This window comes from Paraburkholderia sp. CI2, from assembly GCF_014201055.1.
GTDB classification, from domain to species: domain Bacteria; phylum Pseudomonadota; class Gammaproteobacteria; order Burkholderiales; family Burkholderiaceae; genus Paraburkholderia; species Paraburkholderia tuberum.
In genome coordinates this window covers 206,278-231,957 of record NZ_JACHDL010000005.1, presented here as the reverse complement: position 1 = coordinate 231,957, position 25,680 = coordinate 206,278, and the positions used below count along the sequence as shown (strand labels likewise).

The window sequence follows — 25,680 nt, the reverse complement described above, 5'->3', positions numbered from 1 at the left end:
CATGAAGCCACTGCTGCGCGTTGTACTGATCCTCGATGCGTTGTTGCTGCTGGCGTTCGGCCTGCTGTTCGTGCTGACGCCGTGGACCTCGCTGTACGACGCGTTGCAACTGCTGCCAACGGAGCCGATGCTGGTCGGCCAGGCGTTCGGCGTCGCGCTGATCGGGCTCGCGTGGCTCGCGGTGCATGCGTCGTTCGACGGAGCGCTGACCTCGACGGTCGCGAAGGTCGTCGGTCATGTGCACTGGCTGATCGGCGTGCTGATGCTGGTCTGGCTGCTCGGGCTGCATACGCCGTCGCTGACCGGTTTCGGCCAGATGGTGGCGGTGCTGGCCAGTGTCGTGCTGGTGGTGATCGGGCTCGGCGGCGTGCGACTGTCGGGTGCGGTGCGGCGGCGCGAGAAGGGGATCGTGGTCAAGCCCTCGTCGAGCAAGGCCGACAGTCGTGCCGATAAGCGTGCCGCGAAAGAAGCCGAAAAGGATGCCGCACGGCAGCGTGAACCCGAACGCGACAACGCGCGCGAGCCACGTGCCTCAGCGGGCTTTCCGGTCTCTCACGCCGAGCCGGTGCCAGAGCCCGTCGTGCCGGTCACGCGGCCGGCCAATCCGGCTGCCGCGGCTTCCGTTGCCACTACCGCGCCGCTTCATCCGGCCGCAAGCGAGCCCGGCCTGAGCGAGTCCGAACGCGCTGCGCGCGACACCAGCAACGACGTGCCCGGCGCACCCCGCCCGCCGTTTCATGATTGAAGCGCCGCGCGCGAGGCCGTTTGCCGAAGCTACCGGATTTCGTTCGCGCGCATCGCAGGCGGCGAGGTCCGTGGTTGGCCGCGCCCTTGTGCTTCATCGTAATGTTGGCTGTCCGCGCCGCGCCAAGACCGTCGCCGCGCGGACCGCTTTGAATTCGACGCCGCGCCTCGCGCGCGGCATTCCGTATCCGCTCACTTCTGATTCCGTCCGCTGCCATGCATGACAAGATCCTGATTCTCGACTTCGGTTCGCAAGTCACCCAACTGATTGCACGTCGCGTTCGCGAAGCCAACGTGTATTCGGAAATCCATCCGTACGACGTCGACGCGTCGTTCATCCGCGACTTCGCGCCGAAGGGCGTGATTCTGTCGGGCGGCCCGAGCTCGGTCACCGAGGAAGACACGCCGCGCGTGCCGCAAGCCGTGTTCGAACTCGGCGTGCCGGTGCTCGGCATCTGCTACGGCATGCAGGCGATGGCGCAGCAGCTCGGCGGCAAGGTCGACATCGGTCATCTGCGCGAATTCGGCTACGCCGAAGTGCGCGCGCGCAACCATACGAGCCTGCTCGAAGGCATCAGCGACTTCACCACGTCCGAAGGCCACGGCATGCTGAAGGTATGGATGAGCCACGGCGACAAGGTGCTGGAGATGCCGCCGGGTTTCGCGCTGATGGCATCGACGGAATCGTGCCCGATCGCCGCGATGGCCGACGAGCAGCGCCGCTTCTATGGCCTGCAATGGCATCCGGAAGTCACGCACACGGTGCAGGGCCGCGCGATGCTCGAGCGCTTCGTGCTGCAGATCTGCGGCGCGAAGGCCGATTGGGAAATGGGCCACTACATCGACGAAGCCGTCGCGAAGATTCGCGAGCAGGTCGGTAACGAGCACGTCATTCTGGGCTTGTCGGGCGGCGTGGATTCGTCGGTGGCGGCGGCGCTGCTGCACCGCGCGATCGGCGATCAACTGACCTGCGTGTTCGTCGACCATGGCCTGCTGCGCCTGAACGAAGCCGAGCAGGTGATGGCGCTGTTCGCCGATCACCTTGGCGTGAAGGTGATTCACGTCGACGCGAGCGAAGCATTCCTCGGCAAGCTCGCCGGCGTGACCGATCCTGAAGCGAAGCGCAAGATCATCGGCGCGGAGTTCGTCGAAGTGTTCCAGGCCGAAGCCGGCAAGCTGACCGACGCGAAGTGGCTGGCACAAGGCACGATCTATCCGGACGTGATCGAATCGGCGGGCAAGGGCAAGAAGGCCGCGCAAACCATCAAGAGCCACCACAACGTCGGTGGTCTGCCGGAGACGCTGAACCTGAAGCTGCTCGAACCGCTGCGCGAGCTGTTCAAGGACGAAGTGCGCGAGCTTGGCGTGAAGCTGGGTCTGCCGCACTCGATGGTGTATCGCCATCCGTTCCCGGGTCCGGGTCTGGGCGTGCGGATCCTCGGCGAAGTGAAGCGCGATTTCGCGGACCTGCTGCGCCGCGCGGACGCGATTTTCATCGAGACGCTGCGCAACACGATCGACAAGGAAACCGGCAAGTCGTGGTACGACCTGACGAGCCAGGCATTCGCGGTGTTCCTGCCGGTCAAGAGCGTCGGCGTGATGGGCGACGGGCGCACCTACGAGTACGTCGTCGCGTTGCGCGCGGTGCAGACGCTCGACTTCATGACCGCGCATTGGGCGCATCTGCCGCATGAACTGCTTGGGCATGTGTCGAACCGGATCATCAACGAAGTGCGCGGGATCAACCGGGTCGTCTACGACATCTCGGGGAAGCCGCCTGCGACGATCGAGTGGGAGTAGGGGGAATGGATTTCCCCATATAAATCAACAGCGTGGAAAATCACTCAAAGATAGTTAACGAGAGTGTGATTCTTCTAGGTTGTTGATTCTAAAGGGTGCTTCGTGTGGGCTTTCACCCTTTAGGCACGCCCAGTCAGCGAAGCTGACGGTAAATTCGACGGGGTGCGCAAGCTCTTTTGGGTGGGGTTGGCGTAGCCTCGGAAGAACTACCGTCTGTGACGGTAGTTCTTCCTCTTAGACATCAGGATTTATTCGGGCTCGCAAGGGCATGTAGGTCTCGTGATAGGTGACGGCAATTGGCCGTTTCAATCAGGAGACTATTCTCGTGCTTACAGACTTTGCCCTGCGGAACTTGAAACCCCGCGCGATCCTTTACAAGGTCGCCGATCGCGATGGCATGTACGCCGTCGTTTCGCCGAAAGGCACTATTACCTTCCGATACGACTACCGGATCAATGGCCGACGAGAGACGTTGACCATAGGCCGTTACGGCTTCGGAGGCATTTCACTAGCCGAAGCGCGAGAAAAACTGCGACGTGCCAGGCGGCTGCTGGGCGAGGGTACTTCGCCAGCGCTACAGAAGCAGCGAGAGAAGGGGCGTGGACCGGAGACCCGGACTTTCAGCGATCATGCCACCCGGTGGCTTTATGGGGCCACCATGGCCGAGTCGACCCGCTCGATGCGAAAGGGCGTACTGGATCGCGACATCTTGCCGGCGTTCAATAAACGCCTTCTTGGCGAAATCCATGGGGAGGATCTACGCGCTCTGTGCATGCGCGTGAGAGCGCGAGGCGCAACAGCCACCGCCGTTCAAATTCGGGACCTTGTGAAGCAGATATATGGTTACGGGAATCAGCATGGGGAGAAGGTGGCAAATCCTGCTGATAGCGTAGATGCGGCTTCCATTGCGACTTTCGTGCCGAAGGATCGTGCCTTGTCTCCGCAGGAAATCCACCTGATGTCCAAGCAATTAGAGTTCGTGGCTACCTATCCGACGATCCGGCTAGCGTTGCGCATGATCTTGCTGACGTTGGTGCGAAAGAGTGAACTGATCGAGGCGACTTGGGACGAGGTCGATTTCGAGAAGGCTACTTGGACGATTCCAAAGCAGCGAATGAAGGGGAGGAGGCCGCACGTGGTTTATCTCTCACGCCAGGCGCTCGACATTTTCGTGGCGTTGCATACCTGTGCGGCCGGTTCCAAGTTTGTCTTGCCGTCACGCTACAACGCTGACAGTTGCATGTCCAAGGCGACCCTGAACCGAGTCACGCAGCTCGTGGTCGAGAGGGCCAAAGTCGCGGGCTTACCACTGGAGCCGTTTACCGTTCACGACTTGCGCCGTACTGGATCTACGTTGCTGCACGAGTTGGGCTTCAACCGGGATTGGATCGAGAAGTGCCTGGCGCATGAAGACGGACGGTCCTCGCGCTCGATCTACAACAAGGCCGAGTACGCCGAGCAGCGGCGCCACATGTTGCAAGAGTGGGCGGACATGGTGGATGCCTGGATCAACGAGCAGATCTACGTTCCGAAGCTGCTTCCGGAAAACTTGGCGGCTCCCGTACATGTTGGTGGTGGTCATGGCTGGAGATCGTAGCTTCAGATCGCCGATCAAATAGTTACCCGTAAACGTTTGGCGCGTTCCTTGAAGGCGCGCTCCCCACCTTCGAGGATGTCGCACACGTGCTGTCGGATGAGTGGGTTTTCGAGACTGCCGCTCTCGTACGTAATGAGCGGCAACTGGCCGGGCCTGTGTGGCCCACACTGTGCCACGATCACCTGATCCGCATCGGTGTTCACCACCAAGTTGGCATTGTGCGTCACGATGACGATCTGGCGCCGCTTCTTGGCGTCGCGGAAACGATGCACCAGTTCTTGATAGATGGACTGAGGGTCCAAGTTCTCTTCGGGCTGATCGATGATCAGTGGTCGGTCATCTTCCGCATCGATGGCCAAGTACAGCAGCAGCAAGACGATGCCGCGTGTGCCAGGTGACAACTGCTCGATATCGACGCCGTCATACTGCAAGCCGTAGCCAACAGTGATGTGATCGGTGCTGTACAGCCAGTCCGAAATGTTGCGCGCCCATGCGCGGAACTCGGCGTTCTCCGGCATGTGGGTCCGGAGCGCAGCCTCATTGGCCTTGACGAAATCGAGCAGGGCTGTGGCGGCTTGCGTAGCGTCACCGGTTGCCCACGCCGCCATGAGCCCGGCGCGCGCCGCCCGCAGCAACTCGCCGCGCCCCTTGAAAGGACCGTTGGTTCGCAGGTCCAATAGATCTTCACCCTTGGCGGCCCACTGCGCAAGGTCCACATTTCGACGTACCGAGAACGACAGTTTCGACAACGAGCCTGCCGCCTCATCGATGCGCGTCTTGATAGGCGCGTAGAGATCCGCAAGTTCCCGCTCTTCCTCGACGATTGCTTCGAAGAGGGCGGCGTAGGCGCTGCGACGCGCGTCGACCAGCGCGCGGATGCGCTCGTCTGCGCCTTGGATGCGCTCGATCTGCTGCAGCGCTTTTGTCAGCTTGGCCTCGGCTTTGGTGATCTTGTCCGAAAGAGTGGTGAAGCGTTTGGCGTTCTGTGCATCGACACCGACCAGCGTGCGCAGGCGAGCGAGTTCCCGCTCAAGGAGTGAGAGCGATTGATCCGCGAGATTCACGTCCACGGGGATCAGCGTGGCGGTCGGGTCGGGATTGCCCTGAGCCACCGCATCGGTTTTCGAGGGGCCTTGGAGCGCGGTGACAAGTAGGTTCGCCTGTTTGATGCGCTCGGTCAATAACGTGTCAACCGGGCCGGCATAGTCGAGCCGGAAGGCTTCCCAGTCAGGGGTACTGAGGCCGGCATGCTCACGCTCTTGCTTTAGGTCGGCGAGTAGAGATGGTGCCTGACGGGTGCGGAAGTCGCGCACGTCGTTTTGCAAGTGAAGCAGAGCCTGGTGTCGGCGCTTGGCTTGGTCTACTAGCTGACGCTTCGCATCGACCGCGAGCGAAACCTGTTCATGGCGCCTTGCGCGCTCTTCGTTGCCCTTGGCAACCAGCGACTTGCGGTCGGTCTTGTCCTTGTCGATAGCACGTTTCTTCTCGTCCCGGTCCTTCTCGAGCGCTTTGAGGCCATCTTTCTTGACACGGGCGTCGGTGAGGTCCGCGGATGCCCTGGTCAGGGCCTGTTGCTGACGTTCGCGCTTTTGACGGGACGTCTCCAGACGAAGGTCCAGCAGCTCCTGGAAAGAATCGGCACCTTGACGTTCGTTGAGCGGGTGGGCATTGAAGATCACGCGCTCGATTTCCGTGACCAAGGCATCATTCAAGCCTTCCGCCGAGCAGAGTTGGTTGACGAACTGCTGCGACAAGTACTGGACATACGGGCTGGCCAGCAAATCCTCCATGTCGGTCTGGTCGAGTTCGTTGCCAGTCTTTTCGTCAGACGCCCATTGCAACTCGGCTTTGCTGTCACTGAGATGTTGTTTCGCGCGCAGAATGAAAGAGCGCTCGTTCAAATGAGGGGAGAGCGCAAGACCGCCTGCCGCAATGAGATCGGCCAAGGCGGTTTTTCCCGAGCCCCGCGCGCCGATCACGGCAACCAGTCCCGCGTTCAGTTCAACGGCACCATTCGCGATCCAGGACGCATTCGTCACAGACAGCGAGTTGATGGCATGGCTGTCCAATGCGCCGCGCGGTGGCTCTGCGCTGATGGAAACACGCTCCTCAGGTTCGATGCAGGCCTGGCGCAGCGAGTCGAACATCAAGTCACCCTTGATCCAGCAGCGGCGGTCGCCATCAGGCTTACCGGCCTTTGCGAGCGAATGCGCGTCCGATCCGTGCAAACAAGGTTTGCATCCGTTGTACTGGCTTTCGAGTTCTTCGACGGTGGCCGATTCCTTACCTAGCCAGAAGCGGACCTGCTTGGGATTGGCGCTGAAGATGATGTGGGCAAGGCCCTCGACGTTTTTGCGCTGCGCCGCGAACGAGGCGGTGGTGTCGCGCAGGCCGGATGTTCCGTCCTTCTCCCCGCCGGCGACGGCGATTAGGGTGTTCTTCTTGACCCACTCGTTCTTTGACCATGCCTGCTTGAGCTGGTCGAAGTTCACCTTGAACTGATTGGCACCTTCGGACCGGGCCGCTTCGTCGTCCGTCAGGTCTGGTTTGTGGGCGCGGCCCAGGCGGATGAGGTCGCTGCGTTGGCAGCGGTAGGACTCGCCCAGATAGGGGAACTCAAACTCCAGCAGGAAGCGCTTGATCCGGTCGATGTGGTCGGCATCATGCGGCGAGAAGAGCAGGTGAACGTTGACCGCCGATGCCTTCGCGGTTTCGATCCCGAGTCGCAGCTCGACGTAGGGGAATATCAGACCCACGCCAAGCAAACGTCCACGGTGTTTTTCGTCGACGACCTGTTGGTAGCGTTCAATGCCGAAGTAGTCGGTGATACCCATCGCGCGAATCGGCGGATTCGACGCTTCGATGGCGTCCAGGAAGGCTGCCCAAGGATTTGGACCGACGTACTGGTCGTTCAGGGCGGTACCGGGTGTGTGAATGTGAGGGTCCCAGCGATGCCAGATCGAGCCTCGTTTGCTTTGCACGTCGAACATGTTGGCCACGGAGTCCTCTTTTGGTGTTCTTCTGAGGAGGGACGTACCCGCCACACTCCTGTTGCGTAGCCAGCGAGCGCGATGTTTGTCCCTAAAATGCCTAAAATATAAGGCATTATCAAAGATTTTGCCTAATTCTTAGATTCTGTTTCCACGCGTCAGAGTTGCGCTGCGCCTAAAAAAAGCCTAATATATAGGGCATAAATAGCAGGTAATGCCTAGTTTAATGAGCAAATTCACGATGCCTACACAAGTCACTGAGCGGGTAGCTCGGCTGGGTCAGCGCATTCGGGTGGCGCGGATTCGGCGCGGCTGGTCGGTCGCCGATCTCGCAAGCAAGGCGGGAATCAACCGAAACACCCTCACGGCGCTGGAGCTCGGTAAGCCGGGTACGGCAGTCGGCGTGTGCCTGACGGTACTGTGGGCACTCGGCCTGGACAAGTCGCTGGACGCTGTCGCAGATCCCGACAGCGATCTCCACGGCAAGGCGCTCGAAGCGTCGCGCCGTCCGACTCGGGCGAGCAAGGCCCGCAAGGTGAGCGACGACTATGACTTCTGAGCGCGAGGCTTATGTCTACATTCAGCTGCCCGGCACGTTGGAAACGGTGCCGGCAGCGCTGCTTAGAGTGCAGACGCTACCCGACGGCACGCAGATTGGGCGGTTTCGCTACGGCGACCGTTACCTTCAGCGCCAGGAGGCGGTTGCACTCGATCCGTTCCAATTGCCTCTTGCCAAGGAAGTCTTCGAGTTCACCCAGCTCAAGGGGATTCCCGGTGCGGTTCGGGACGCCGGCCCCGACGCCTGGGGGCGGCGCGTGATCGAGCACAAGCTTGAGCGCAGCGCTGCTGACCTTCAGGAAATCGACTATTTGCTGCATGGACCGCAAGACGGAGCGGGGTACCTGAGCTTCGGGCTGAAGGCCGAACCGCCTGCGCCCAAGCGCCAGTACAACCGCACGCACCAACTGGCCGAGCTGATCGCGGCCACACAGGCGATCGAAGAGGGGCGCCCGGTGGCAGCCCATCTGCTTGAACAGCTCGATCCTGGCACCAGCATGGGTGGTGCACGGCCGAAGGCCACGATCGAGGACGCACAAAGTCTCTGGCTCGGCAAGTTTCCGGCCAGAGATGACCGCTTCAATCTGCAGCGGGTCGAATTTGCTACGCTCGATCTGGCTCGGCGATGCGGCCTGAACGTCACACAGGCACGGCTCCAGCGCGTTGGCGAGAGCGATGTGCTGATGTTGCAGCGCTTCGATCGCGACCACACCGACATGGGCTACCTTCGCTTCGGTCTTGTCAGCGGTTTGACCGTGCTCGACTGCGGGGATAGCCACCTGGACCGTGAACGCTGGTCCTACCCGCTGCTGGCCGACAACTTGCGCCGATGGTCTGACAAGCCAGAAGCCGACTGTGCCGAACTCTTCAGGCGGATGGTCTTCAATGCCGCCGTGACCAACAACGATGATCATCCCCGCAACCATGCCATGCTGCGCAGACAGAAGGGATGGCGGCTGTCACCGGCCTACGACCTCGTGCCCGCGCCCGTGGTCAGCCTGGAGAGGCGCGATTTGGCGTTGACCGTAGGCGATTACGGTCGCACGGCCAGCATCTACAACCTGCTGTCGCAGGCGGGGCGTTTCGGTTTGTCGGCGGAAGAAGCGCGCGGGCAGATCGATCGGCTCGTCGATGTCGTCCGGCATTGGCGCGACAGCTTCTTCGCCTGTGATGTGTCGGCCGAAGACATCGATTACGTCGCTCCGGCCATCCTGCCTGACTGCTTCTTCTTCGAAAGGCGTCCCGATGCGTGAGGCGCAATGCCGACTGGCGACTGGGCAAGTCCAGTTCGCTACTCGAACCCGTCCTATCGCGACGTGGAGGTGCCATGAGTAGCCCAGCGGACAATTACAAGGGATTCACGGACTTGGCCAGCGCTCAGGTCGAAGGCACTGACTATCGAGTCCATGTGCGGGCAAACGCGGGTTCGACCGTGGCAGTAATAGCCCCCCATGGGGGCAGCATCGAGCAATACACGTCGGACGTTGCACGCGACGTTGCAGGAGAGGATTTCAATCTCTACCTGTTTGAAGGAATTCGTCAAGCCGGCAACTATTCCGCGCTCCATCTGACCAGCCACCGGTTTGACGAACCTCGATGTCTGGAGTTGCTGAGCAGCTGCAATCATGTGGTCGCGATACACGGATGTGGCGGTGACGTGCAACAGGCGCTCGTTGGGGGGCCTCGATGAGTCCTTGAAGGCCGCTGTGGCGAGAGCCATCGCCGATCTCGGCATAGATACCCGGCTGCGAGGGCACCAATTCCCGGCAACCGACCCGAACAACATTTGCAATCGTGGGCGCCGCGGCGTTGGCGTGCAGATCGAGATGACGATGGCGCTGAGGCTGCACGGTCCGCGGGAGGCAATCTCTGTGGCCATCCGGTCGGTGCTGCTGGCGTTGCCGATGGCTTAACTGGGGGGAGGAAGAGACAAATGATTCTGATCGATAACGAGACCAAAGTTGACTTGCTCAACAACGAGGCGATCGCCAAGACCATCATCGAACTTTTGCGCGAGAAACCGGATCAGCCTGTCACGATTGGTGTTCACGGCGATTGGGGCGCTGGGAAATCCAGCGTCTTGGAGATGATCGAAGCAGGGTTCTCGGGTAAGGACGATGTGCTATGCCTGAAGTTCAACGGTTGGCGCTTCCAAGGGTTCGAGGATGCCAAGATTGCGTTGATCGAGGGCATCGTTACTGGCTTGGTCGAAAAACGCCCGGCAGTGACCAAGGCCGCCGGCGCGGTCAAGGATGTCTTCAATCGCATTGATTGGTTGAAGGTCGCGAAACGCGCAGGTGGCTTGGCGCTCACTGCATTCACTGGCATCCCGACGCCGGATCAGATCAGTGCCATCGTGGGGACGCTCGAAGGAATGTTCGCGGACCCCGGAAAGCTGGCGACGAAAGAGAACCTCACGTCCGCAATTGACGGTGTGAAGTCGATGTTGAAGCCGGCAGAAACCAAGAACGTTCCGGAGGAGGTCGAGGCCTTTCGCAAAGCGTTCGACAAGCTCCTGAAAGATGCGGGCATCAAGCAACTCATCGTACTGATTGACGACCTCGACCGTTGCTTGCCGGACACGGCTATAGAGACGCTCGAAGCGATCCGGCTGTTTGTGTTTACCGCACGCACAGCGTTCGTCGTTGCCGCGGACGAGGCAATGATCGAATACGCGGTGCGTAAACACTTCCCGGATCTGCCAGAGACCACGGGGCCGCGCGACTACGCTCGAAATTACCTGGAGAAACTGATCCAGGTTCCGTTTCGCATCCCGGCCTTGGGCGAGACTGAGACGCGCATCTACGTGACGCTGTTGCTGACAGGTGCTGAGATCAGCGACGAGGATACCGACTACGCAAAGCTCATTGCCGCTGCGCGGGAACGCCTCAAGCGGCCTTGGGAAAACGCCGGTCTCGACGCTGCGACCGTCAAGGCCGCACTCGGGACAAAAGCGGACAAGGCCAACAACGCGCTCGCGCTCAGCGACCAGATCGGTCCGATTTTGGCGAGTGGTGCCAAGGGCAATCCGCGCCAAATCAAGCGCTTCCTAAATACGTTGTTGTTGCGGGAGCGTACAGCGACCGCGCGCGGATTCGGCGCTGACATCACCTTGCCCGTGCTGGCGAAGCTGATGCTCGCCGAGCGCTTTATCCCACGGCTCTTTGAGCAGATCGCTTTTGTCTCGGCCATTCACCCAAAGGGCCTTTGCGAGGATCTTGAGATGCTGGAGAAAAGTCTCGCCGGCGATGGAGCCAGTGCCAAGAGTGACGGGAAGGCGGTTGCAGGGGATGCACGCAAAGGCCCCAAGGCGATGGAAGCCGCTACGTCCGCACCGGAGAACGCCGTCCTCGCGGAGTGGAAGTCGTCGGACACGGTACGAGACTGGGCGCGCGTGCAGCCCTTGCTGTCTGGTATCGATCTTCGCCCGTACCTCTTTGTGACGAAGGACAAGAAGGACTACTTCGGTCCGGTGTCTGTCTTGGGACACTTGGCCAGCGTGGTGGAGAAGCTCTTCGGCGGAAAGATGATGGTTCAGGGCTATGAGGCCGAACTGAAGCTGCTTGTGCAGCCGGAAGCGGATAAGGTGTTCGAGGCGGTGCGAACCAAGATCATGGGCACCGGCGCCTTCGAAACCATGCCGGCCGGTATTGACGGGCTCATCGTGCTGGTGAAGGCGCAGCCTGGGTTGCAAAGCAAACTGCTGGACTTCCTGGAGGCGTTACCGAACAGCAAGTGCGGCCCGTGGGCCGTGCGCGGCTGGCAGGGTGTCATTAAGGACGCGAAGTGTGTCGGGCGCCTGACGGCGCTGCTGACGGAATGGAGCAAGCTGACCAACAACCCTGCACTCAAAACGGCCTCCGAGTTGACACTGAAAGACACGAAGGGAGTGCGCTGATGGGAACGTCGACAGCGTATGGCGGTCCGGGCGGCGGCACGCCACTGGTGCCTTCGTGGCTTGGAGATGCTGACGGCGGTGGCTCACCGCCGGCATCGCCCTCTGCGGGAGATGGGGCAAACGGCGATGGTCCTGCACCCGGTGATGGCGCCGCGCCCCCTGCCGTGCCAAACCGGCCGGCCATTCCGGCAGTGGCTGATCCTCAGCGCTTTTCCGGCGCACGCAGCAGTTTCACGCGATTTGCTGGCTCGGGGGGCACTGACCGCGCTAGCCTCGGACGCGCTGTCTCGCGGTACGTCTCCACGTCCGCAGGGGGCGCACGCCAGGCGGCTCAACGCATGGGAGCCTCACGCGGTTCCGGTGCGAGATTGCTTGGTTTCCTTGCGGATGCGCAAACCCGTGGTCTTCGAGAAGCGCTGCGCTCGTTGGATCTTGAGTCGCTCGCGGGACGACCGATCACCGAGATCTTTGTGGGCCTGGCTGACTACATCTGCCCTGGGGCGGGTACCGTCGATGAGGGCATCGCGCGCGAGGCCTATATTGAAACAATCATCGAGTTGACCACCGAAGGCTTGACCGACCTTTCGACCTTCACGCCGGACCAGATGCAAACAGTCTTCGAGTTGTATGCAACGCATGCGATTGAAGCTCGAATCTGCAACGACATCGGTACCAAGGCCGTGACGATGCCGACCGACGCACAGGCGGCGCATCGGGTGGAGGCGCAGTTGCGCGATTTCATTCGTGGTGGAGTAAGCGATGCGCTCACGAGAGCGCGTGCCGAATCTCCGAACCTGACCTCGGAGCGCATCCAGTCGTTCGTGGACACCGTCTATGAATCCGCGTTCGCGATCCTTCAATCACTCGGTCAAGCGGAGGCCGACCTATGAAACGACAACTCCTGGCCGGCCGTTTCGGCCCTGACGATCACACTGAAATTCCCACGGCCGCGGACGAACAATTCACCTCGCTGCAGATGGTCGCAGGAGAAAAGTCGCTCGACCATGGCATTGGCGGTGCGCTAACGAGCTTAAAGAAGCTGGGTGTCTTCCCGTCGGAAATCGGCATTGACCTGCTGGTGGTTGCTGCGCACGTTCATGCTGCGGACACTCGTATTTCCCGCGCGGAACAGTCGCAAGACTCATGGACGCGGGAGATCCGCTTGGTCATTCCAGTCAGTGACCCGGCGCGCTGGGCGGGTGCGGTCCCAACGCTGGTGAAAGCCCTGAATTTCTTAACCGGCGATCGCTGGACGATTGGGTTTCGGGCGCGGCCGCCCCGGTTTGCGACCATTGCCCAAGAAGCACCCCCCACCTTGATTGCACCACCGTTCGATTCCGTGAGTCTGTTTTCAGGTGGCCTGGATAGTTTGATTGGCGCTATCGATTTGCTGGAGGTCGGATCGACACCGCTGCTGGTCAGTCACTTTGGGGAAGGCGCGACTAGCGATGCCCAAAGCAAGCTCTTCGCCGGCTTGAAGACGCACTACAGCAAGTCATTGTTCGAGCGTTTGCGCGTGGGCATGACATTCGTCGACGGTCTGGTCGAAAATGTCGGGTCGGAAAACAGCACGCGGGGTCGCTCGTTCTTGTTCTTTGCATTGGGCGTGTTTGCAGGGACAGGGCTGGGGAAGGCCGTCATTCTGCGGGTACCAGAGAACGGGCTGATCGCGTTGAACGTTCCCTTGGACCCATTGCGCCTTGGTTCGAACAGTACACGCACCACGCACCCGTACTACATGGCGCGTTGGAACGAACTGCTTGCAGAACTGGGGGTCAATGGGCGAATTGAGAATCCGTATTGGGAAAAGACGAAAGGGGAGATGACGTCAAGTTGCGGGAATCAAGCGCTGCTGACCAAACTTGCGTCGGATTCTCTGTCGTGTTCGTCTCCAACAAAGGGAAGGTGGCAGGGGCTCGGCATCGAGCATTGTGGGTACTGCTTGCCTTGCCTGATCCGGCGTGCCGCGTTGGATGGAGCATGGGGTGCGGGAGAGGATAAGACAACCTATACGGTGTCCGACCTTCGCGCCAAGACGCTGGACACGCGAGAATCTACGGGCAAGCAGGTGCGATCCTTTCAATACGCGATCGAACGCCTGCGTGGTCGGCCGCAGCTCGCAAACCTCCTGATCCACAAACCTGGCTCGCTTGCCGACGAGATTCCGCACCTCGCTCAGCTCGCAGATGTTTACCGTCGAGGCCTTGCCGAAGTTGCGCGCCTGATCGATGGTGTCGAAACAAGGCCAAGTTGATGCCAGGATCGAACATGGCTACCACAGCAGGCCTCGTAGACTTTCATTGTCATCTGGATCTGTATCCCGATCACCAGGCAGTGGTTCAAGAGGCTGAAGATGCGGGCGTCTTCACACTGGCGGTGACGACTACTCCTAGGGCGTGGTCTCGCAACCATGAACTGGCCCAACGCACGCGTCACGTTCGCGCGGCGCTCGGACTGCATCCGCAGTTGGTCGCAGAGCGGGCAGGCGAAATCGATCTGTGGGATCGACATCTGTCAGAGACACGATATGTCGGCGAAGTGGGCCTCGACGCTGGACCACGCTTCTACAAGTCAATCGATCTGCAGAAGCAAGTCTTTCGGCATGTCCTGCAGCGTTGCGCGGAAGCGGGGGACAAGATCATCACGGTCCATAGCATCCGTGCTGCGAAGATCGTGCTCGATCACATCGAGTCGCATCTTCCACCGACACGGGGAAAAGTTGTGCTCCACTGGTTTACGGGTACGAAGGCGGAGGCGGTGCGCGCACTTGAGCTGGGGTGCTACTTCTCGATCAATGCGGCGATGCTGGACAACCAGCGACACTCGGCCATGGTGGCTGCCATCCCGATCGACAGGTTGCTGACGGAGACGGATGGGCCTTTCACCAAGACTGGGTCGAGGCCTTCGAAGCCCGCAGATGTTGCAGTGGTTGTTGAAGCGCTGAGCAGGTTGCACGACGTTCCATCAGCTACGGTCGCGACGGCCGTACGAAACAACTTGCGCAGCTTGCTAGAAAACGGCGAGCGGATGCCACCAAAGGGCTTGTAGAGGACCGGATTCCTTTGCTCAGCAACCTTCTTTCACCGATGCACTAACCAAAAGACGAGGATAGCAACCATGCCACTCACAGAAAAAGAGATAGCGGACCTAAAGAAGCTGATCAAAGATAGAGCCGACAACTACCCTGACCTTGAAGGCATGGTTGCTGCGGGAAGGCTGTCCTATAAATTTGGTTGGTATGAAGCGAAGAACAAGGAGGCATATGACGCCATCATTCAATATGCCACCTCGATTCGAGTGAGCAAAGACGGGAAGGCGCAGATCAAGGTAGCACGGCAGAGCAAGAGGCTGAAGGCGCTCGCGGAGAAGTTGTGAGTCAAGCCAACTGTTCCGAGCCGTACTGACTGAAGAGAGAATTTTCCGGTATTCTTGAGACTGATTGATGATGGTGTCGAAAACGTAGCTCCCGCGCAAAGTGCTCCATCTCCCGCGCCAGCAAAAGATGTGCGCCCTTGACGGTAAAAGCGACGGTAGTGCCCCATGTTGATCAAGCCCGATCCCTTTAACCACGCGGGTTTGCGAGACCCATTGATGATCGAGTGGGAATGAGGGTAAAAATATCTCAATTAAATCAATGGCTTACGAGGCGTGTTCGGATTGCCTATCAGCGTGCAACGTTGCCTCTAAGTATTTGATTTTTAATGAGTATCTCCACCATTCCGTAGAAAGCTGGGCGTATTTGACGGTATCAAAGACGGTACAAGTGTCGGTAAACCGGACGGTATGGTTCCGTTCGAAATTCGGGTTTCAATTGTTACCGTCATGCGATTCTGGGTATGACGGTAAAGTTTTCCCCGAAAAGCTAGACTCCGCGTGGGTTTGCGGGCGTCTGTAGGTCTTGTGGTTGGTGACGGTAGAAAGTCGTCCCAACCACGAGAACGACACACGATGCTCACCGAATTCGCGCTTCGCAACCTCAAGTCCCGTACAAATCTGTACAAGATTGCCGACCAGCCTTTCTGAGCGTCATTCGTCAGCTTCGGAACTACATGCCAGGGCTTCATGAAGCCGGGTTTCGGTCGTGCACAAGCTCGTACACGGACTGCTATTTCCGCTGTCCACGGCACGTGTACCGACGTAAATTTTGGACAATTCTGTAGTGGCGGAAAGTTGGCCAGGTGAAGAAAAGCCGCACCCTGCGGCTTTTCTGCGCACTCGTCATGCCAGTCGGAGCATGAGTGTGAGGGGATGAATCGGAGAAGGTGTGAACCCGTACGACTCATAGAAAGCCGCTGCGTGTGCGTCAATCGCATGCACAAGCATCGCACGTACGCCAAGATCTTTTGCGATCGAGCTAGCGCGATTGAGGGCGTCCTTCAAAAGGGCAGCGCCGAGTTGGATGCCTTTTGTATTTACGTCTCGCGCTAGCCGGCCAAGCACAACCACCGGAATTGGATCCGGCATATTTCGACGAACGTTGCCGGTTGCATCGACATGGGCAACGGCTCCAGCCGCGAGCGCATAGTAGCCGTAGACGCGGCCGGAATCATCGGTCGTTACAAATACACGGCTTGTCCCACTGTTGTGGTTAATCAGGGCGCGCCGCTTCAGCCAGTCGCCAAGCTCCAGCCTTCCGCAGGAAAAGCTGGCAACGTCGTGCTCGGCCAGCAGCGGCTGCGGAGCAGAAAGCTTCCGATTCATTCGCTGTTTTCATTCCAAGGGGTTTTCACGTCCATAAGTGTGAACGGGTGTGAGAAACCGACGCTAAACGGCGGCGTCATCAGAGACACGGAATGATCCTCCTCTGTTGAGCGGTTTGGAAATGGTTTGCGCGAAGAGCGGAGGCGGTACCGGGTGCGTCGGAAGGAGCCCGTAGGGCGAGTGCAGACGCACCCGGCGCAGCTCGTTTCAGGAGGAGGTGACGCCGAAGTCTGGATGCGGTAGAAGAAGGCTTACCGCCGAAGAAACAGGCCCGACACCGGCTCAAACCGCCAAGTTCACTCCGATGTCGAGCCCCACACGCGCATGGGGCACGGGTGCCGGGCCAGTATGGCACGACCCACCGGTCCCGTCGATAGCGTTTCGGCATTGACGGGGATTGCCGATGCCGGCCGCCGGCCGCCTGTTTGTGTGCGCCCGCTGCCGGGCGCAGGTCGTCGTTTGCCGCCGTTGCGACCGCGGCCAGATCTACTGCGACGGTGACTGTTCTGAGGTCGCACGCCAGGCCAGCATGCGCGTGGCCGGCCAGCGCTATCAGCGCAGTCGTCACGGCCGCTTCGCGCATGCCGAACGGATGCGCCGCTACCGCAGTCGCCAGAATAAAGTGACGCATCAGGGTTCCGCTGTACCTGCCGCCGATGCTCTACTGGCACCGACTTCGACGACGTCGGCGGCAACAGCAGCGGTGTCCGCCACCGCCCCAGCTGTGCCTGTCACGGATCGGCGTAATGAGGCCATTCTAGGATCGGCGTAATCGAGCCACTTGATCATCGCCGCAATCGAGCCAGTGCATGATCGGCGCATTCGGGCCACTCGATGATCGGCGTAATGGAGCCACCTCAGGATCGGCGTAATCGAGCCACTTTGCAGACTCGTTGACTCGCCGGGCCGTAGCCCGAAACGCATTTCGAATTTCCGTAACCCGGTACCTTCGGCATCTTTGCCTGGAGGGCCGATGAGTAACAGGAGGTTCGAAGTGTTTGAGTATCGACAGGTTTTGGCGCGCATGCGTCAGGGCGATTCCGACCGCGACATTGCCGGTGCCCACTTGATGGGGCGCGGCAAGCTGAAGACTGTGCGGCAGGTAGCGCTCGCTCATGGCTGGCTTGATCCCGGGCGGCCCTTGCCAGATGACGCTGAGCTGGCCGGCATCTTCGGGCGCGACCCCAAGGTGCCACGCAGCCGTATTTCCACGCTCGAGCCATTTCGCGAACTGGTACGAGGCTGGTTCGACGCCGACGTGCAGGGCACGACGATTCACAGCGCACTCAAACGCAATCACGGCTACGCGGGCAGCTATTCGGCGGTGCGCCGTATGCTGCTGAACCTGAAGGTCGAGCGCGGCGTCAGGGCGACGACGATTCTTGAGTTTGCCCCGGCCGATGCTGTGCAGGTCGACTTCGGCGCCGGGCCGGTGCTCACGCACGAGTCCGGCATCCCGCTCAAGACGTGGATCTTCGTGATGACGTTGGCCTGGTCGCGGCATCAGTACGCCGAGATCGTGCTGGACCAGACGGTCGAGACCTGGCTGGCCTGTCACCGGCGTGCCTTCGAATGGCTGGGCGGCTGTCCAGCCCGCGTGATCATCGACAACGCGAAGTGCGCGATCACCAAAGCCTGCATGTACAGCCCAGAGGTCCAGCGTTCGTACGCCTCGCTTGCCGAGGGATACGGATTCCGGATCGACGCCTGTCCGCCGCACGACCCGCAAAAAAAAGGAATCGTCGAATCGGGCGTCAAATACGTTAAAAAATCCTTTGTGCCGCTGCGCGAATTTCGCGATCTGGCTGACGCCAACCGGCAACTGCGCGACTGGGTGATGCAACAGGCTGGCACGCGCGAGCACGGCACGACGCGTGAACAGCCGCTCGCACGCTTCGCCGTCGAGAAGCCGCTGCTCACCACGCTGCCTGACGTGCCGCCGGTGCTGGCCGTCTGGAGCGAGGTCAAGGTGCATACGGACGGGCACGTCGTCTACAAGAAGGTACTGTACTCGGTGCCCTTCACGCTGGTCGGCAAGGACCTGTGGCTCAAGGCCACCGACACCGTTGTGCAACTGTTCCACCGGCACGAACTCGTCGCAACCCATCCGCGGTTGCGCAAGCCCGGTGATCGCCAGACGGTGCGTGATCACCAGCCGCCTGAAGCGCAGGCGTGGCTCGAGCACGATCCGCAGTGGTGCCTGGCTCGTGCGAAAGAGATCGGGCCGGCCTGCCACGCAGTGGTCCTCGCAATGTTCAACGACAAGGTACTGGTGAATCTGCGCGGCGCGCAGGGCATCGTCCGTATGCGTGAGAAGTTCGGCGACGCGCGTCTTGACGCCGCGTGCGAGCGGGCCCTCACGTTCGCCAGTCCGAAGTACCGCACCGTCAAGACCATTCTCGACAAGGGGCTCGACAGCCAGCCCGCGACGGCATCGGCGCAAACGCCGGCGCCTGCCGACACCTATGCCAACGGCGGCCGCTTCGGCCGCGATCTCCATTCCATTCTGATCCATTGAACACCTATGAACCCGAGTCCTGAACTGAATACGATTCTCAAGCAACTGCGTCTGTCCGGCGTGCTCGACTCGCTCGAACAGCGTAACCGCCAGGCCATCGACGGGCAGCTCGCCTACACCGAGTTCCTCGCCATGCTGCTGCACGATGAAGTAGCACGCCGCGACCAGAAGAAACTCGGCGCACGTCTTGCCCGCGCTGGCTTCTCGTTGGGCAAGACCCTTGAGACCTTCAACTTCGATCTGCTGCCCGGGCTCAATCGCGCCCACATCCACGATCTGGCTACCGGCCGTTACATCGATGAGAAGGTCTGCGTTCTGATGGCGGGCCAAACAGGGGTTGGTAAGTCGCACTTAGCCCAGGCTCTGGGTCACTGCGCCGCCCGTCAAGGGCGCGACGTGCTGTTCATCTCGCAGACCAATCTGCTCAAGAAGCTCCATGCCGCCCGTGCCACCGGCCTGTATGAACGCAAGTTCCAGCAATTCGTGCGCGTGCCGCTGCTGATCGTCGATGACTTCGCCATCAAACCGCTGCGCGCGCCACACGACGAAGACTTCCACGATCTAGTCGCCGCCAGGTACGAACGCGCGGCCTCAATCCTGACGTCAAATCTCGACTTCACCGAATGGGGCGATGCGTTCCCCGACAACCGCATCCTTGGCGCTGCCACGCTCGACCGTCTACGCCACGGCGCCTATCGAGTCGTCATCGAGGGCGAGAGCTTCCGCAAGCCTAAACCCATGCCGGAAAACAGCGAAAACCTCGTTGCAAAACTCGGCAAAAAACCGCATCCTTGAGTCCCTTCGAAATCGCGTTTCGGGGCCATTCTAAGTGGCCTCATTATGCCGATCATCCCCGGCTCGATTACGCCGATCCGTGACAGTGCCTGAGCGTTGCCATTTCTGCCACTGCGTCTGTCTGGACTTCGTGCGCCTCGGGCCACTACGCCGTCGGGTCTTCCGTGATGTTCGTACTACTACCTACTACACAGGAATTGACCCATGACCATTGGAGTTGAACTCGAGGCGCAGATCCTGCGCTACTACCACGTCGAGAAGTGGCGCTGCGGCACCATCGCACGGCAGTTGCACGTGCACCGTGGCACGGTCCAGCGCGTGCTGGCGCAGGCCGGTCTGCCCCGCGTCGGCGGGATGCTCAGACCTTCGCAGATCGATGCCTACCTGCCGTTTATCCATGACACGCTCAAGAGATTTCCGTCGCTCACGGCCAGCCGGCTGTATGCGATGGTCACCGAGCGCGGCTACCGTGGTAACCCTCATCATTTCCGGCACCTGATCGCGGTACACCGTCCGCGTCCTACACCAGAGGCTTATCTGCGGCTGCGCACCTTGCCTGGAGAGCAGGGCCAGGTTGACTGGGCCCATTTCGATCACCTGCAGATCGGGCGCGCGCGCCGGCCGCTCATGGCCTTCGTCATGGTGCTGTCGTGGTCTCGGCAGATCTATCTGCGCTTCTTCCTCGATGCCCGCATGGACAGCTTCCTGGCGGGCCACGCCGGCGCGTTCGCGGCGTGGTCCGGATTGCCACGGATCCTCCTCTACGACAATCTCAGGAGCGCTGTGCTCGAGCGTCAGGGTGATGCGATCCGCTTCAACCCGACGTTGCTCGCGTTCGCCGCTCATCATCGCTTCGAGCCCCGGCCCGTGGCAGTGGCCAGAGGAAACGAGAAGGGACGCGTCGAAAGAGCTATCAGGTATGTACGTGAGAATTTCTTTGCCGCGCGCAAGTTCGCCGATCTCGACGATCTGAACATCCAGGCCGCGCAATGGTGCGCGGGCATCGCGGCGGATCGTCCCTGCCGGGAAGAGCCCACGATCACGGTGCGTGAAGCCTTCGCCCGCGAGCAGCCAAGCCTGCTTACCTTGCCGGAGAACCCGTATCCCTGCGAACTGCAACTGGCCGTGAAGGTCGGCAAGCAGCCGTATGTGCGCTTCGATCTGAACGACTACACGATCCCGCATACCCACGTGCGGCGCGTGCTCACGGTCCGGGCCGATCCCCGGCAGGTACGCATTCTCGACGGCGCCGATCTGCTTGCAACCCATGTGCGCAGTTACGATCGCGGCGCGCAGATCGAGATTGCCGCGCACATCGACGACCTCGTTGCACGCAAACGCGAAGCCCGTCACCATCGCGGCCTCGACCATCTCGCCCGCGCAGCGCCGGCCAGTCACACACTCATGCTGCGCGCGGCTGAACGCGGCGCCAATCTGGGCAATATCACCGCCCACCTGCTGCGGCTGCTCGACCGTTATGGTGCAGCCGAACTGCAGGCAGCGATCGAGGAAACGCTCGCCAGCGATGCCGCGCCTCACCAGAATCCGGTGCGTCTGGCGCTGGAGCGTCGGCGCGAATCGCGCCAGGTACCGCCGCCAGTAACGGTGAACCTGCCCGAGCACGTGCGTAGCAAGGACACGCTGGTGACCCCTCACCGGCTCGACATCTACGACCAGATAACGGGAGGTACTGATGAGCTCGCCTGAGAACCTGCAGGAGCGCGCGAACGCCCTGCGCCTGTACGGGCTGCTGGCGCATTGGCCGGATCTCACCGACGCCGGCTGGGTTGCGCCGCTGCTGCAGTGGGAAGAAGACGAGCGTGCCCGCCGTTCGCTCGAGCGACGCATCCGGGACGCCCATCTGGGCAGCTTCAAACCGATGTGCGACTTTGACTGGGCCTGGCCCACGCGCTGCGACCGGGCCGCCGTCGAAGAACTGATGTCGCTCGAGTTCGTCAGGGACACCGCCAACGTCGTACTGATCGGCCCGAACGGCGTGGGCAAGTCGACCCTGGCGCTGAACCTCGCCTACCAGGCGCTCGTCAACGGGCACACGGCGCTGTTCACAACTGCTGGCCAGATGCTCGGTGAGCTCGCCGCGCTTGACAGTGACTCGGCGTTACGCCGGCGGCTGCACCGGTACGCCACGCCGGACGTGCTTGTAATTGACGAGGTCGGATACCTGTCCTACTCGAACCGCCACGCCGACCTGCTGTTCGAACTGATCAGCCGCCGGTATGGCGCAGCGAGCACCGTGGTCACGACAAACCGGCCGTTCGCAGAATGGTCGGAGGTGTTTCCGAACGCCGCCTGCGTCGTCTCGCTGGTTGACCGGCTGGTGCATCGTGCTGAAGTCGTCGCAATCGAAGGCGAGTCCTACCGGGTGAAGGAGGCACGTGAACGGGCCGAGCAGCGCGCAAAGAAACGCAGCGCGGCACGCATGGAGAAGAAGAAATCATGAAGCGACTCCACCTGCCTTCGGGCATCACTCACGGGCTGGACTTCCTGATTCCGGACAACTGGTCCGCAAATCAGGCGCTCGCCGTCGTGGAACTCATCGACGATCTACGCGAGCGTATCGCCGCGCACTATCAGATTCCGTTAAATGGCCTGCTGTACGAACAGCGTACGCCTCCCGACAATCCTCACCCTCGCGACATCGATGATCCATTCTGATGACCATCACCCAACAACGGCGGGACGTAACCGCCCCTGTTGTTGACGCTTTTACTCAACCTTGCGCCGCCATCTGGTGGCGCTTTCACACCGCCGTCAACAATAAGACGTGCAAGACCCGCGTTTGCGACTTTCGGCGCGTCTAGCAATTCGGTGAACTGCTTAAATTTTTCCGAATCAAGCCCAAAGAAAGTGCGATTCAGGACGACGGCCTGAGCGCGCTCGCAAGCGGCCTCCAACATAAAGTCAGAGCGGTTTTTGCCAAGCAGGCTCGCTGCGTAATCGATCAGATCACGTTGCTCTGGCAAGGCGCGAAGATTAATAGGTGCGTCGCGCATGATGCACTCCATACTGTATATACGATAGATATACGTATGATTGAGCAGTGTATATCTGAAGTCAATACGCGCCGTGGCAGAATCAGTCAAGTTTCAGCCTGGCGACTGGATCGAGAAGTGCCTGGCGCACGAGGACGGACGTTCCTCGCGCTCGATCTACAACAAGGCAGAGTACGCCGAGCAGCGGCGCCACATGCTGCAAGAGTGGGCAACATGGTCGATGCCTGGATCGACGGGTAGAGCTACGTGCCGAAACTATTGCCCGAGAATGAGGTAGTGCCGGTGCTGAGTGCCGCCTTGTGTGTCGAATCTGCGGGCGATGGAGGACGAGGCCCGGGATATACTGTGTGTCCTCTTTTTTACCGAGCCGGTAGGCAATCAAGGACGCCTTACGGACTCGATCCGGGGGCGGATTCAGCCGTTGGCGGATTGACTGGATCTGGCCCCCGCGTGGGAGGCAATCCGAGACCCGCTGGACTTCGCATTGTTGGAGCGGGTCGGTCGCGCAAATATCACGTCAAGTCATGACTAGCAAACACTCTTCCACCAAGTCACGTCGATCCTCGAAGCTTTCCCGCATCCACGCCCCCGATCACATGTCGCCCGCCGACTGGCAGCGCGCCTTGCGTCGGCAATTCGGGCAAGAGCAAGCGTTCTCGCTGGAGAATCTCGGGACGGAGACGTATTTCTCCGAATTCCGCGTCGGCAATCCGGAGTCGAGCTTCAGCTATCGCGTGTCGATTCGTGGGGTCTGCCCGGGCGACAACTTTTGCGACTGTCCCGATTACGCCACCAACGAACTCGGCACCTGCAAGCACATTGAATTTACCTTGTCGCGACTGCTGCGCAAGCGAGGCGCAAAGGCGGCCTTCGCCCGTGGTTATCAGCCCGCATTCTCGGAGCTGTATTTGCGAAACGAGGGAGGGCGAGCGGTCCATTTTCGCGCCGGCGCGGATTGTCCGGCAAAGGTAGCCAAAGCGGCCGCCGCTTTGTTCGACGAGTCTCGGCGATGGCATCTGCCGGAGGACCGTTTCGAAGATCTCGGGCGCTTTCTCTCCAGGGTGGCGAAGGCCGGGCACGAATTGCGCGCCCATGACGACGCGCTCGATTTCATCGCTGGCCGAAACGATGCGGCGCGCCGTGCCGGGATGCTCGACGGGCAGTTTCCGCAAGGAGGGGCGACGCCCTCGCTGAAGAAGCTGCTCAAGGTGCCGCTCTATCCGTACCAGGCCGAAGGCGCATTGTTCGCCGTGCGTGCCGGGCGCGCCTTGATCGGCGACGAAATGGGCCTCGGCAAGACGGTGCAGGCCGTCGCGGCGGCGGAAATCCTGATCCGGCATTTTGGCGTGTCGAAAGTGCTGGTGATTTGCCCGACTTCGCTCAAGTATCAGTGGCAGAGCGAGATCACGCGGTTCTCCGGCCACGCTTCGAGGGTAGTCGCGGGCGGCCTTGCCCAGAGGCGGGGCGAATATGCGGCCCAGGATCTCTACAAGATCACCAACTATGAGAAGCTGAAATCGGACCTTGACGTGATTTCCGCGTGGGCGCCGGAGCTGGTCATCGTCGACGAGGCGCAGCGCATCAAGAACTGGAACACCATTGCGGCGAAGGCTCTCAAGCGAATCGACAGCCCCTATGCCGTCGTGCTGACGGGAACGCCTCTCGAAAACAAGCTGGAGGAACTCGTTTCCATCGTTCAATTCGTCGACCAGCACCGTCTCGGGCCCACGTGGAAGCTGCTGCACGAACATCAGGTCAAGGACGAGGCGGGACGCGTGACGGGATACACGGGCCTCGAGAAGATCAGCCAGACCCTGGCACCGATCATGATACGGCGTCGCAAGTCCGAGGTGCTGCTGCAGTTGCCCGGGCGCACCGACCAGAATCTGCTGGTGCCCATGACCGAGCTGCAGATGGCGTATCACACGGAAAACGCGGACATCGTGGCCAAAATCGTCCGGCGCTGGCGTAACACCAGGTTTCTGTCGGATCAGGACCAGCGGCGCCTCACCTGCGCTTTGCAGAACATGCGCATGTCGTGCAACAGCACCTATCTGCTGGACCAGGAAACCGATCATGGCGTGAAGGCCGACGAGCTGGCGACGTTGTTCGAGTCGCTTTTCACGCAGCCGGACGAGAAAGTCGTGGTGTTCAGCCAATGGACGCGCACGCATGAGATAGTCATTCGCCGGCTCAAGAAGCTCGGCATCGGCTACGTCAGCTTCCATGGCGGCGTGCCGTCGGAAAATCGGCCCGCGCTGGTGCAGCGCTTTCGGGACGATTCGGACTGTCGGGTATTTCTGTCGACGGACGCAGGTAGCACGGGGCTCAACCTCCAGCACGCGTCGACGCTCGTGAACATGGATCTGCCGTGGAACCCGGCGGTGCTGGAACAGCGCATCGCGCGCATCTATCGGTTGGGCCAGAAAAAGCCGGTACAAGTCGTCAATTACATCGCGAAGGGAACGATCGAGGAGGGCATGCTGTCGGTGCTGGCTTTCAAGCGCTCGCTGGCGGAAGGCATCCTCGATGGCGGCGCCAGCGAAATTCTGCTCGGTGGTTCGCGCCTGACCCGCTTCATGAAGGATGTCGAAAACGTCGCGGGGCGCATGGGAGAGAGCGAGGTCATGGCCGCGGCGGAGGAAGCCGCGAGCGGCGCAGTCGTGTCCGGCGACGCGGCGCGTGACGCGAGCGTCGTGGAAACCGATTTCGCCGGTACCGGAGAGCGGCCTCAAGCTGCGACCATCGATACAGCGCCACGAGGCGCGTCCCTCGAACCGTGGTCAGGGTGGCTGCAGTTCGGCGCGGCGCTGGCGTCGGCGTTGAATGAGCCGGGCGACGGCGCGGTTGCCGCACACCCGTGGGTCGAGCGCGATGCCGTGACGGGCGCGCGAAGTCTCAGGTTGCCGCTGCCATCTCCCGAGACGGCAAGACGACTGGCTGAGGTGCTGTCGACGATCTCGGATGCTCTGCTGCGCAACGGCAGCGCAAACTAGAGTCGCTGAACGTGGGAGTTGGGGCAGGCATCTTCGAGGCGGCCTGCTTCGAGTCGTATTCGAGTTGTA

21 protein-coding genes and 1 pseudogene are annotated in these 25,680 nt (G+C 60.8%); 19 read left to right on the top strand and 3 right to left on the bottom strand.

Annotated features, from left to right (window positions below; translation table 11 throughout):
- The first annotated feature begins 1 nt into the window (after position 1).
- The 3 genes from HDG32_RS10100 to HDG32_RS10090 all read left to right on the top strand — a co-directional run bounded on the left by HDG32_RS10100 (position 2) and on the right by HDG32_RS10090 (position 4,141).
- The gene (locus tag HDG32_RS10100) at positions 2–745 is read left to right on the top strand and encodes a hypothetical protein (RefSeq protein ID WP_184066142.1); all 744 of its coding nucleotides are present in this window, start codon (positions 2–4) and stop codon (positions 743–745) included.
- 215 nt (positions 746–960) lie between these two features.
- Positions 961–2,544, top strand: a complete 1,584-nt coding sequence (gene guaA / locus HDG32_RS10095; protein WP_013089680.1) for a glutamine-hydrolyzing GMP synthase — start codon at positions 961–963, stop codon at positions 2,542–2,544.
- 325 nt (positions 2,545–2,869) lie between these two features.
- On the top strand, positions 2,870–4,141 hold the full coding sequence (locus HDG32_RS10090) for a tyrosine-type recombinase/integrase (RefSeq protein ID WP_184066139.1): 1,272 nt from the start codon (positions 2,870–2,872) through the stop codon (positions 4,139–4,141).
- 14 nt (positions 4,142–4,155) lie between these two features.
- Here HDG32_RS10090 and HDG32_RS10085 read toward each other — a convergent pair whose 3' ends face one another.
- Positions 4,156–7,131 carry a TrlF family AAA-like ATPase gene (locus HDG32_RS10085; RefSeq protein ID WP_221307687.1) on the bottom strand — a complete coding sequence of 992 codons (2,976 nt, stop codon included), beginning with the start codon at positions 7,129–7,131 and terminating at the stop codon, positions 4,156–4,158.
- A 241-nt stretch (positions 7,132–7,372) separates the two neighbouring features.
- Here HDG32_RS10085 and HDG32_RS10080 point away from each other — a divergent pair, with 241 nt between their 5' ends.
- The 9 genes from HDG32_RS10080 (at position 7,373) to HDG32_RS10040 (ending at position 14,962) form a co-directional block, all read left to right on the top strand.
- Complete coding sequence (locus HDG32_RS10080) at positions 7,373–7,690, top strand: helix-turn-helix transcriptional regulator (RefSeq protein WP_184066133.1); 318 nt, start codon at positions 7,373–7,375, stop codon at positions 7,688–7,690.
- Positions 7,680–8,942 carry a type II toxin-antitoxin system HipA family toxin gene (locus tag HDG32_RS10075; protein ID WP_184066130.1) on the top strand — a complete coding sequence of 421 codons (1,263 nt, stop codon included), beginning with the start codon at positions 7,680–7,682 and terminating at the stop codon, positions 8,940–8,942. The genes HDG32_RS10080 and HDG32_RS10075 overlap by 11 nt, the downstream gene beginning before the upstream one ends.
- A 74-nt stretch (positions 8,943–9,016) precedes the next feature.
- On the top strand, positions 9,017–9,379 hold the full coding sequence (locus HDG32_RS10070; protein WP_184066127.1) for a poly-gamma-glutamate hydrolase family protein: 363 nt from the start codon (positions 9,017–9,019) through the stop codon (positions 9,377–9,379).
- Between the two features lie 4 nt (positions 9,380–9,383).
- Positions 9,384–9,602, top strand: a complete 219-nt coding sequence (locus HDG32_RS10065) for a poly-gamma-glutamate hydrolase family protein (protein WP_184066124.1) — start codon at positions 9,384–9,386, stop codon at positions 9,600–9,602.
- A 20-nt stretch (positions 9,603–9,622) separates the two neighbouring features.
- A complete protein-coding gene (qatA, locus tag HDG32_RS10060; RefSeq protein WP_184066121.1) occupies positions 9,623–11,587 on the top strand; it encodes a Qat anti-phage system ATPase QatA in 1,965 nt (654 codons plus the stop codon).
- Positions 11,509–12,477, top strand: coding sequence for a Qat anti-phage system associated protein QatB (gene qatB, locus HDG32_RS37005; protein WP_311539656.1), 969 nt, complete (start codon positions 11,509–11,511; stop codon positions 12,475–12,477). Before qatA ends, qatB begins: the two co-directional genes overlap by 79 nt.
- A complete protein-coding gene (gene qatC / locus HDG32_RS10050) occupies positions 12,474–13,841 on the top strand; it encodes a Qat anti-phage system QueC-like protein QatC (RefSeq protein WP_184066115.1) in 1,368 nt (455 codons plus the stop codon). Before qatB ends, qatC begins: the two co-directional genes overlap by 4 nt.
- A gap of 14 nt (positions 13,842–13,855) precedes the next feature.
- A complete protein-coding gene (gene qatD, locus HDG32_RS10045; RefSeq protein WP_184066112.1) occupies positions 13,856–14,635 on the top strand; it encodes a Qat anti-phage system TatD family nuclease QatD in 780 nt (259 codons plus the stop codon).
- Positions 14,636–14,704: 69 nt separating this feature from the next.
- Positions 14,705–14,962, top strand: a complete 258-nt coding sequence (locus HDG32_RS10040) for a hypothetical protein (RefSeq protein ID WP_184066109.1) — start codon at positions 14,705–14,707, stop codon at positions 14,960–14,962.
- Positions 14,963–15,805: 843 nt separating this feature from the next.
- Here HDG32_RS10040 and HDG32_RS10035 read toward each other — a convergent pair.
- A complete protein-coding gene (locus HDG32_RS10035) occupies positions 15,806–16,288 on the bottom strand; it encodes a GNAT family N-acetyltransferase (RefSeq protein WP_184066106.1) in 483 nt (160 codons plus the stop codon).
- Positions 16,289–17,282: 994 nt separating this feature from the next.
- Here HDG32_RS10035 and istA (HDG32_RS10030) point away from each other — a divergent pair.
- The 5 genes from istA (HDG32_RS10030) to HDG32_RS10010 all read left to right on the top strand — a co-directional run bounded on the left by istA (HDG32_RS10030) (position 17,283) and on the right by HDG32_RS10010 (position 22,277).
- A complete protein-coding gene (gene istA / locus HDG32_RS10030; RefSeq protein ID WP_311539655.1) occupies positions 17,283–18,806 on the top strand; it encodes an IS21 family transposase in 1,524 nt (507 codons plus the stop codon).
- A 6-nt stretch (positions 18,807–18,812) separates the two neighbouring features.
- Complete coding sequence (gene istB / locus HDG32_RS10025; protein WP_184066104.1) at positions 18,813–19,601, top strand: IS21-like element helper ATPase IstB; 789 nt, start codon at positions 18,813–18,815, stop codon at positions 19,599–19,601.
- 204 nt (positions 19,602–19,805) lie between these two features.
- Positions 19,806–21,308: an IS21 family transposase gene (gene istA, locus HDG32_RS10020; protein WP_184066102.1), complete on the top strand. Its 1,503-nt coding sequence runs from the start codon at positions 19,806–19,808 to the stop codon at positions 21,306–21,308.
- On the top strand, positions 21,295–22,062 hold the full coding sequence (gene istB / locus HDG32_RS10015; RefSeq protein WP_184066100.1) for an IS21-like element helper ATPase IstB: 768 nt from the start codon (positions 21,295–21,297) through the stop codon (positions 22,060–22,062). Before istA (HDG32_RS10020) ends, istB (HDG32_RS10015) begins: the two co-directional genes overlap by 14 nt.
- A complete protein-coding gene (locus HDG32_RS10010; RefSeq protein WP_184066098.1) occupies positions 22,059–22,277 on the top strand; it encodes a hypothetical protein in 219 nt (72 codons plus the stop codon). Before istB (HDG32_RS10015) ends, HDG32_RS10010 begins: the two co-directional genes overlap by 4 nt.
- Here the strand turns inward: HDG32_RS10010 and HDG32_RS10005 are convergent.
- Positions 22,247–22,615 carry a DUF1778 domain-containing protein gene (locus HDG32_RS10005; RefSeq protein WP_260336425.1) on the bottom strand — a complete coding sequence of 123 codons (369 nt, stop codon included), beginning with the start codon at positions 22,613–22,615 and terminating at the stop codon, positions 22,247–22,249. The genes HDG32_RS10010 and HDG32_RS10005 overlap by 31 nt on opposite strands.
- A gap of 103 nt (positions 22,616–22,718) precedes the next feature.
- On the opposite strand from HDG32_RS10005, the pseudogene HDG32_RS36340 reads away from it, so the two are divergent.
- Positions 22,719–22,852, top strand: a pseudogene (locus HDG32_RS36340) (integrase); the annotation flags it as partial.
- Positions 22,853–23,139: 287 nt separating this feature from the next.
- Positions 23,140–25,611: a DEAD/DEAH box helicase gene (locus tag HDG32_RS09995; RefSeq protein WP_260336424.1), complete on the top strand. Its 2,472-nt coding sequence runs from the start codon at positions 23,140–23,142 to the stop codon at positions 25,609–25,611.
- The last annotated feature ends 69 nt before the right edge of the window (positions 25,612–25,680 follow it).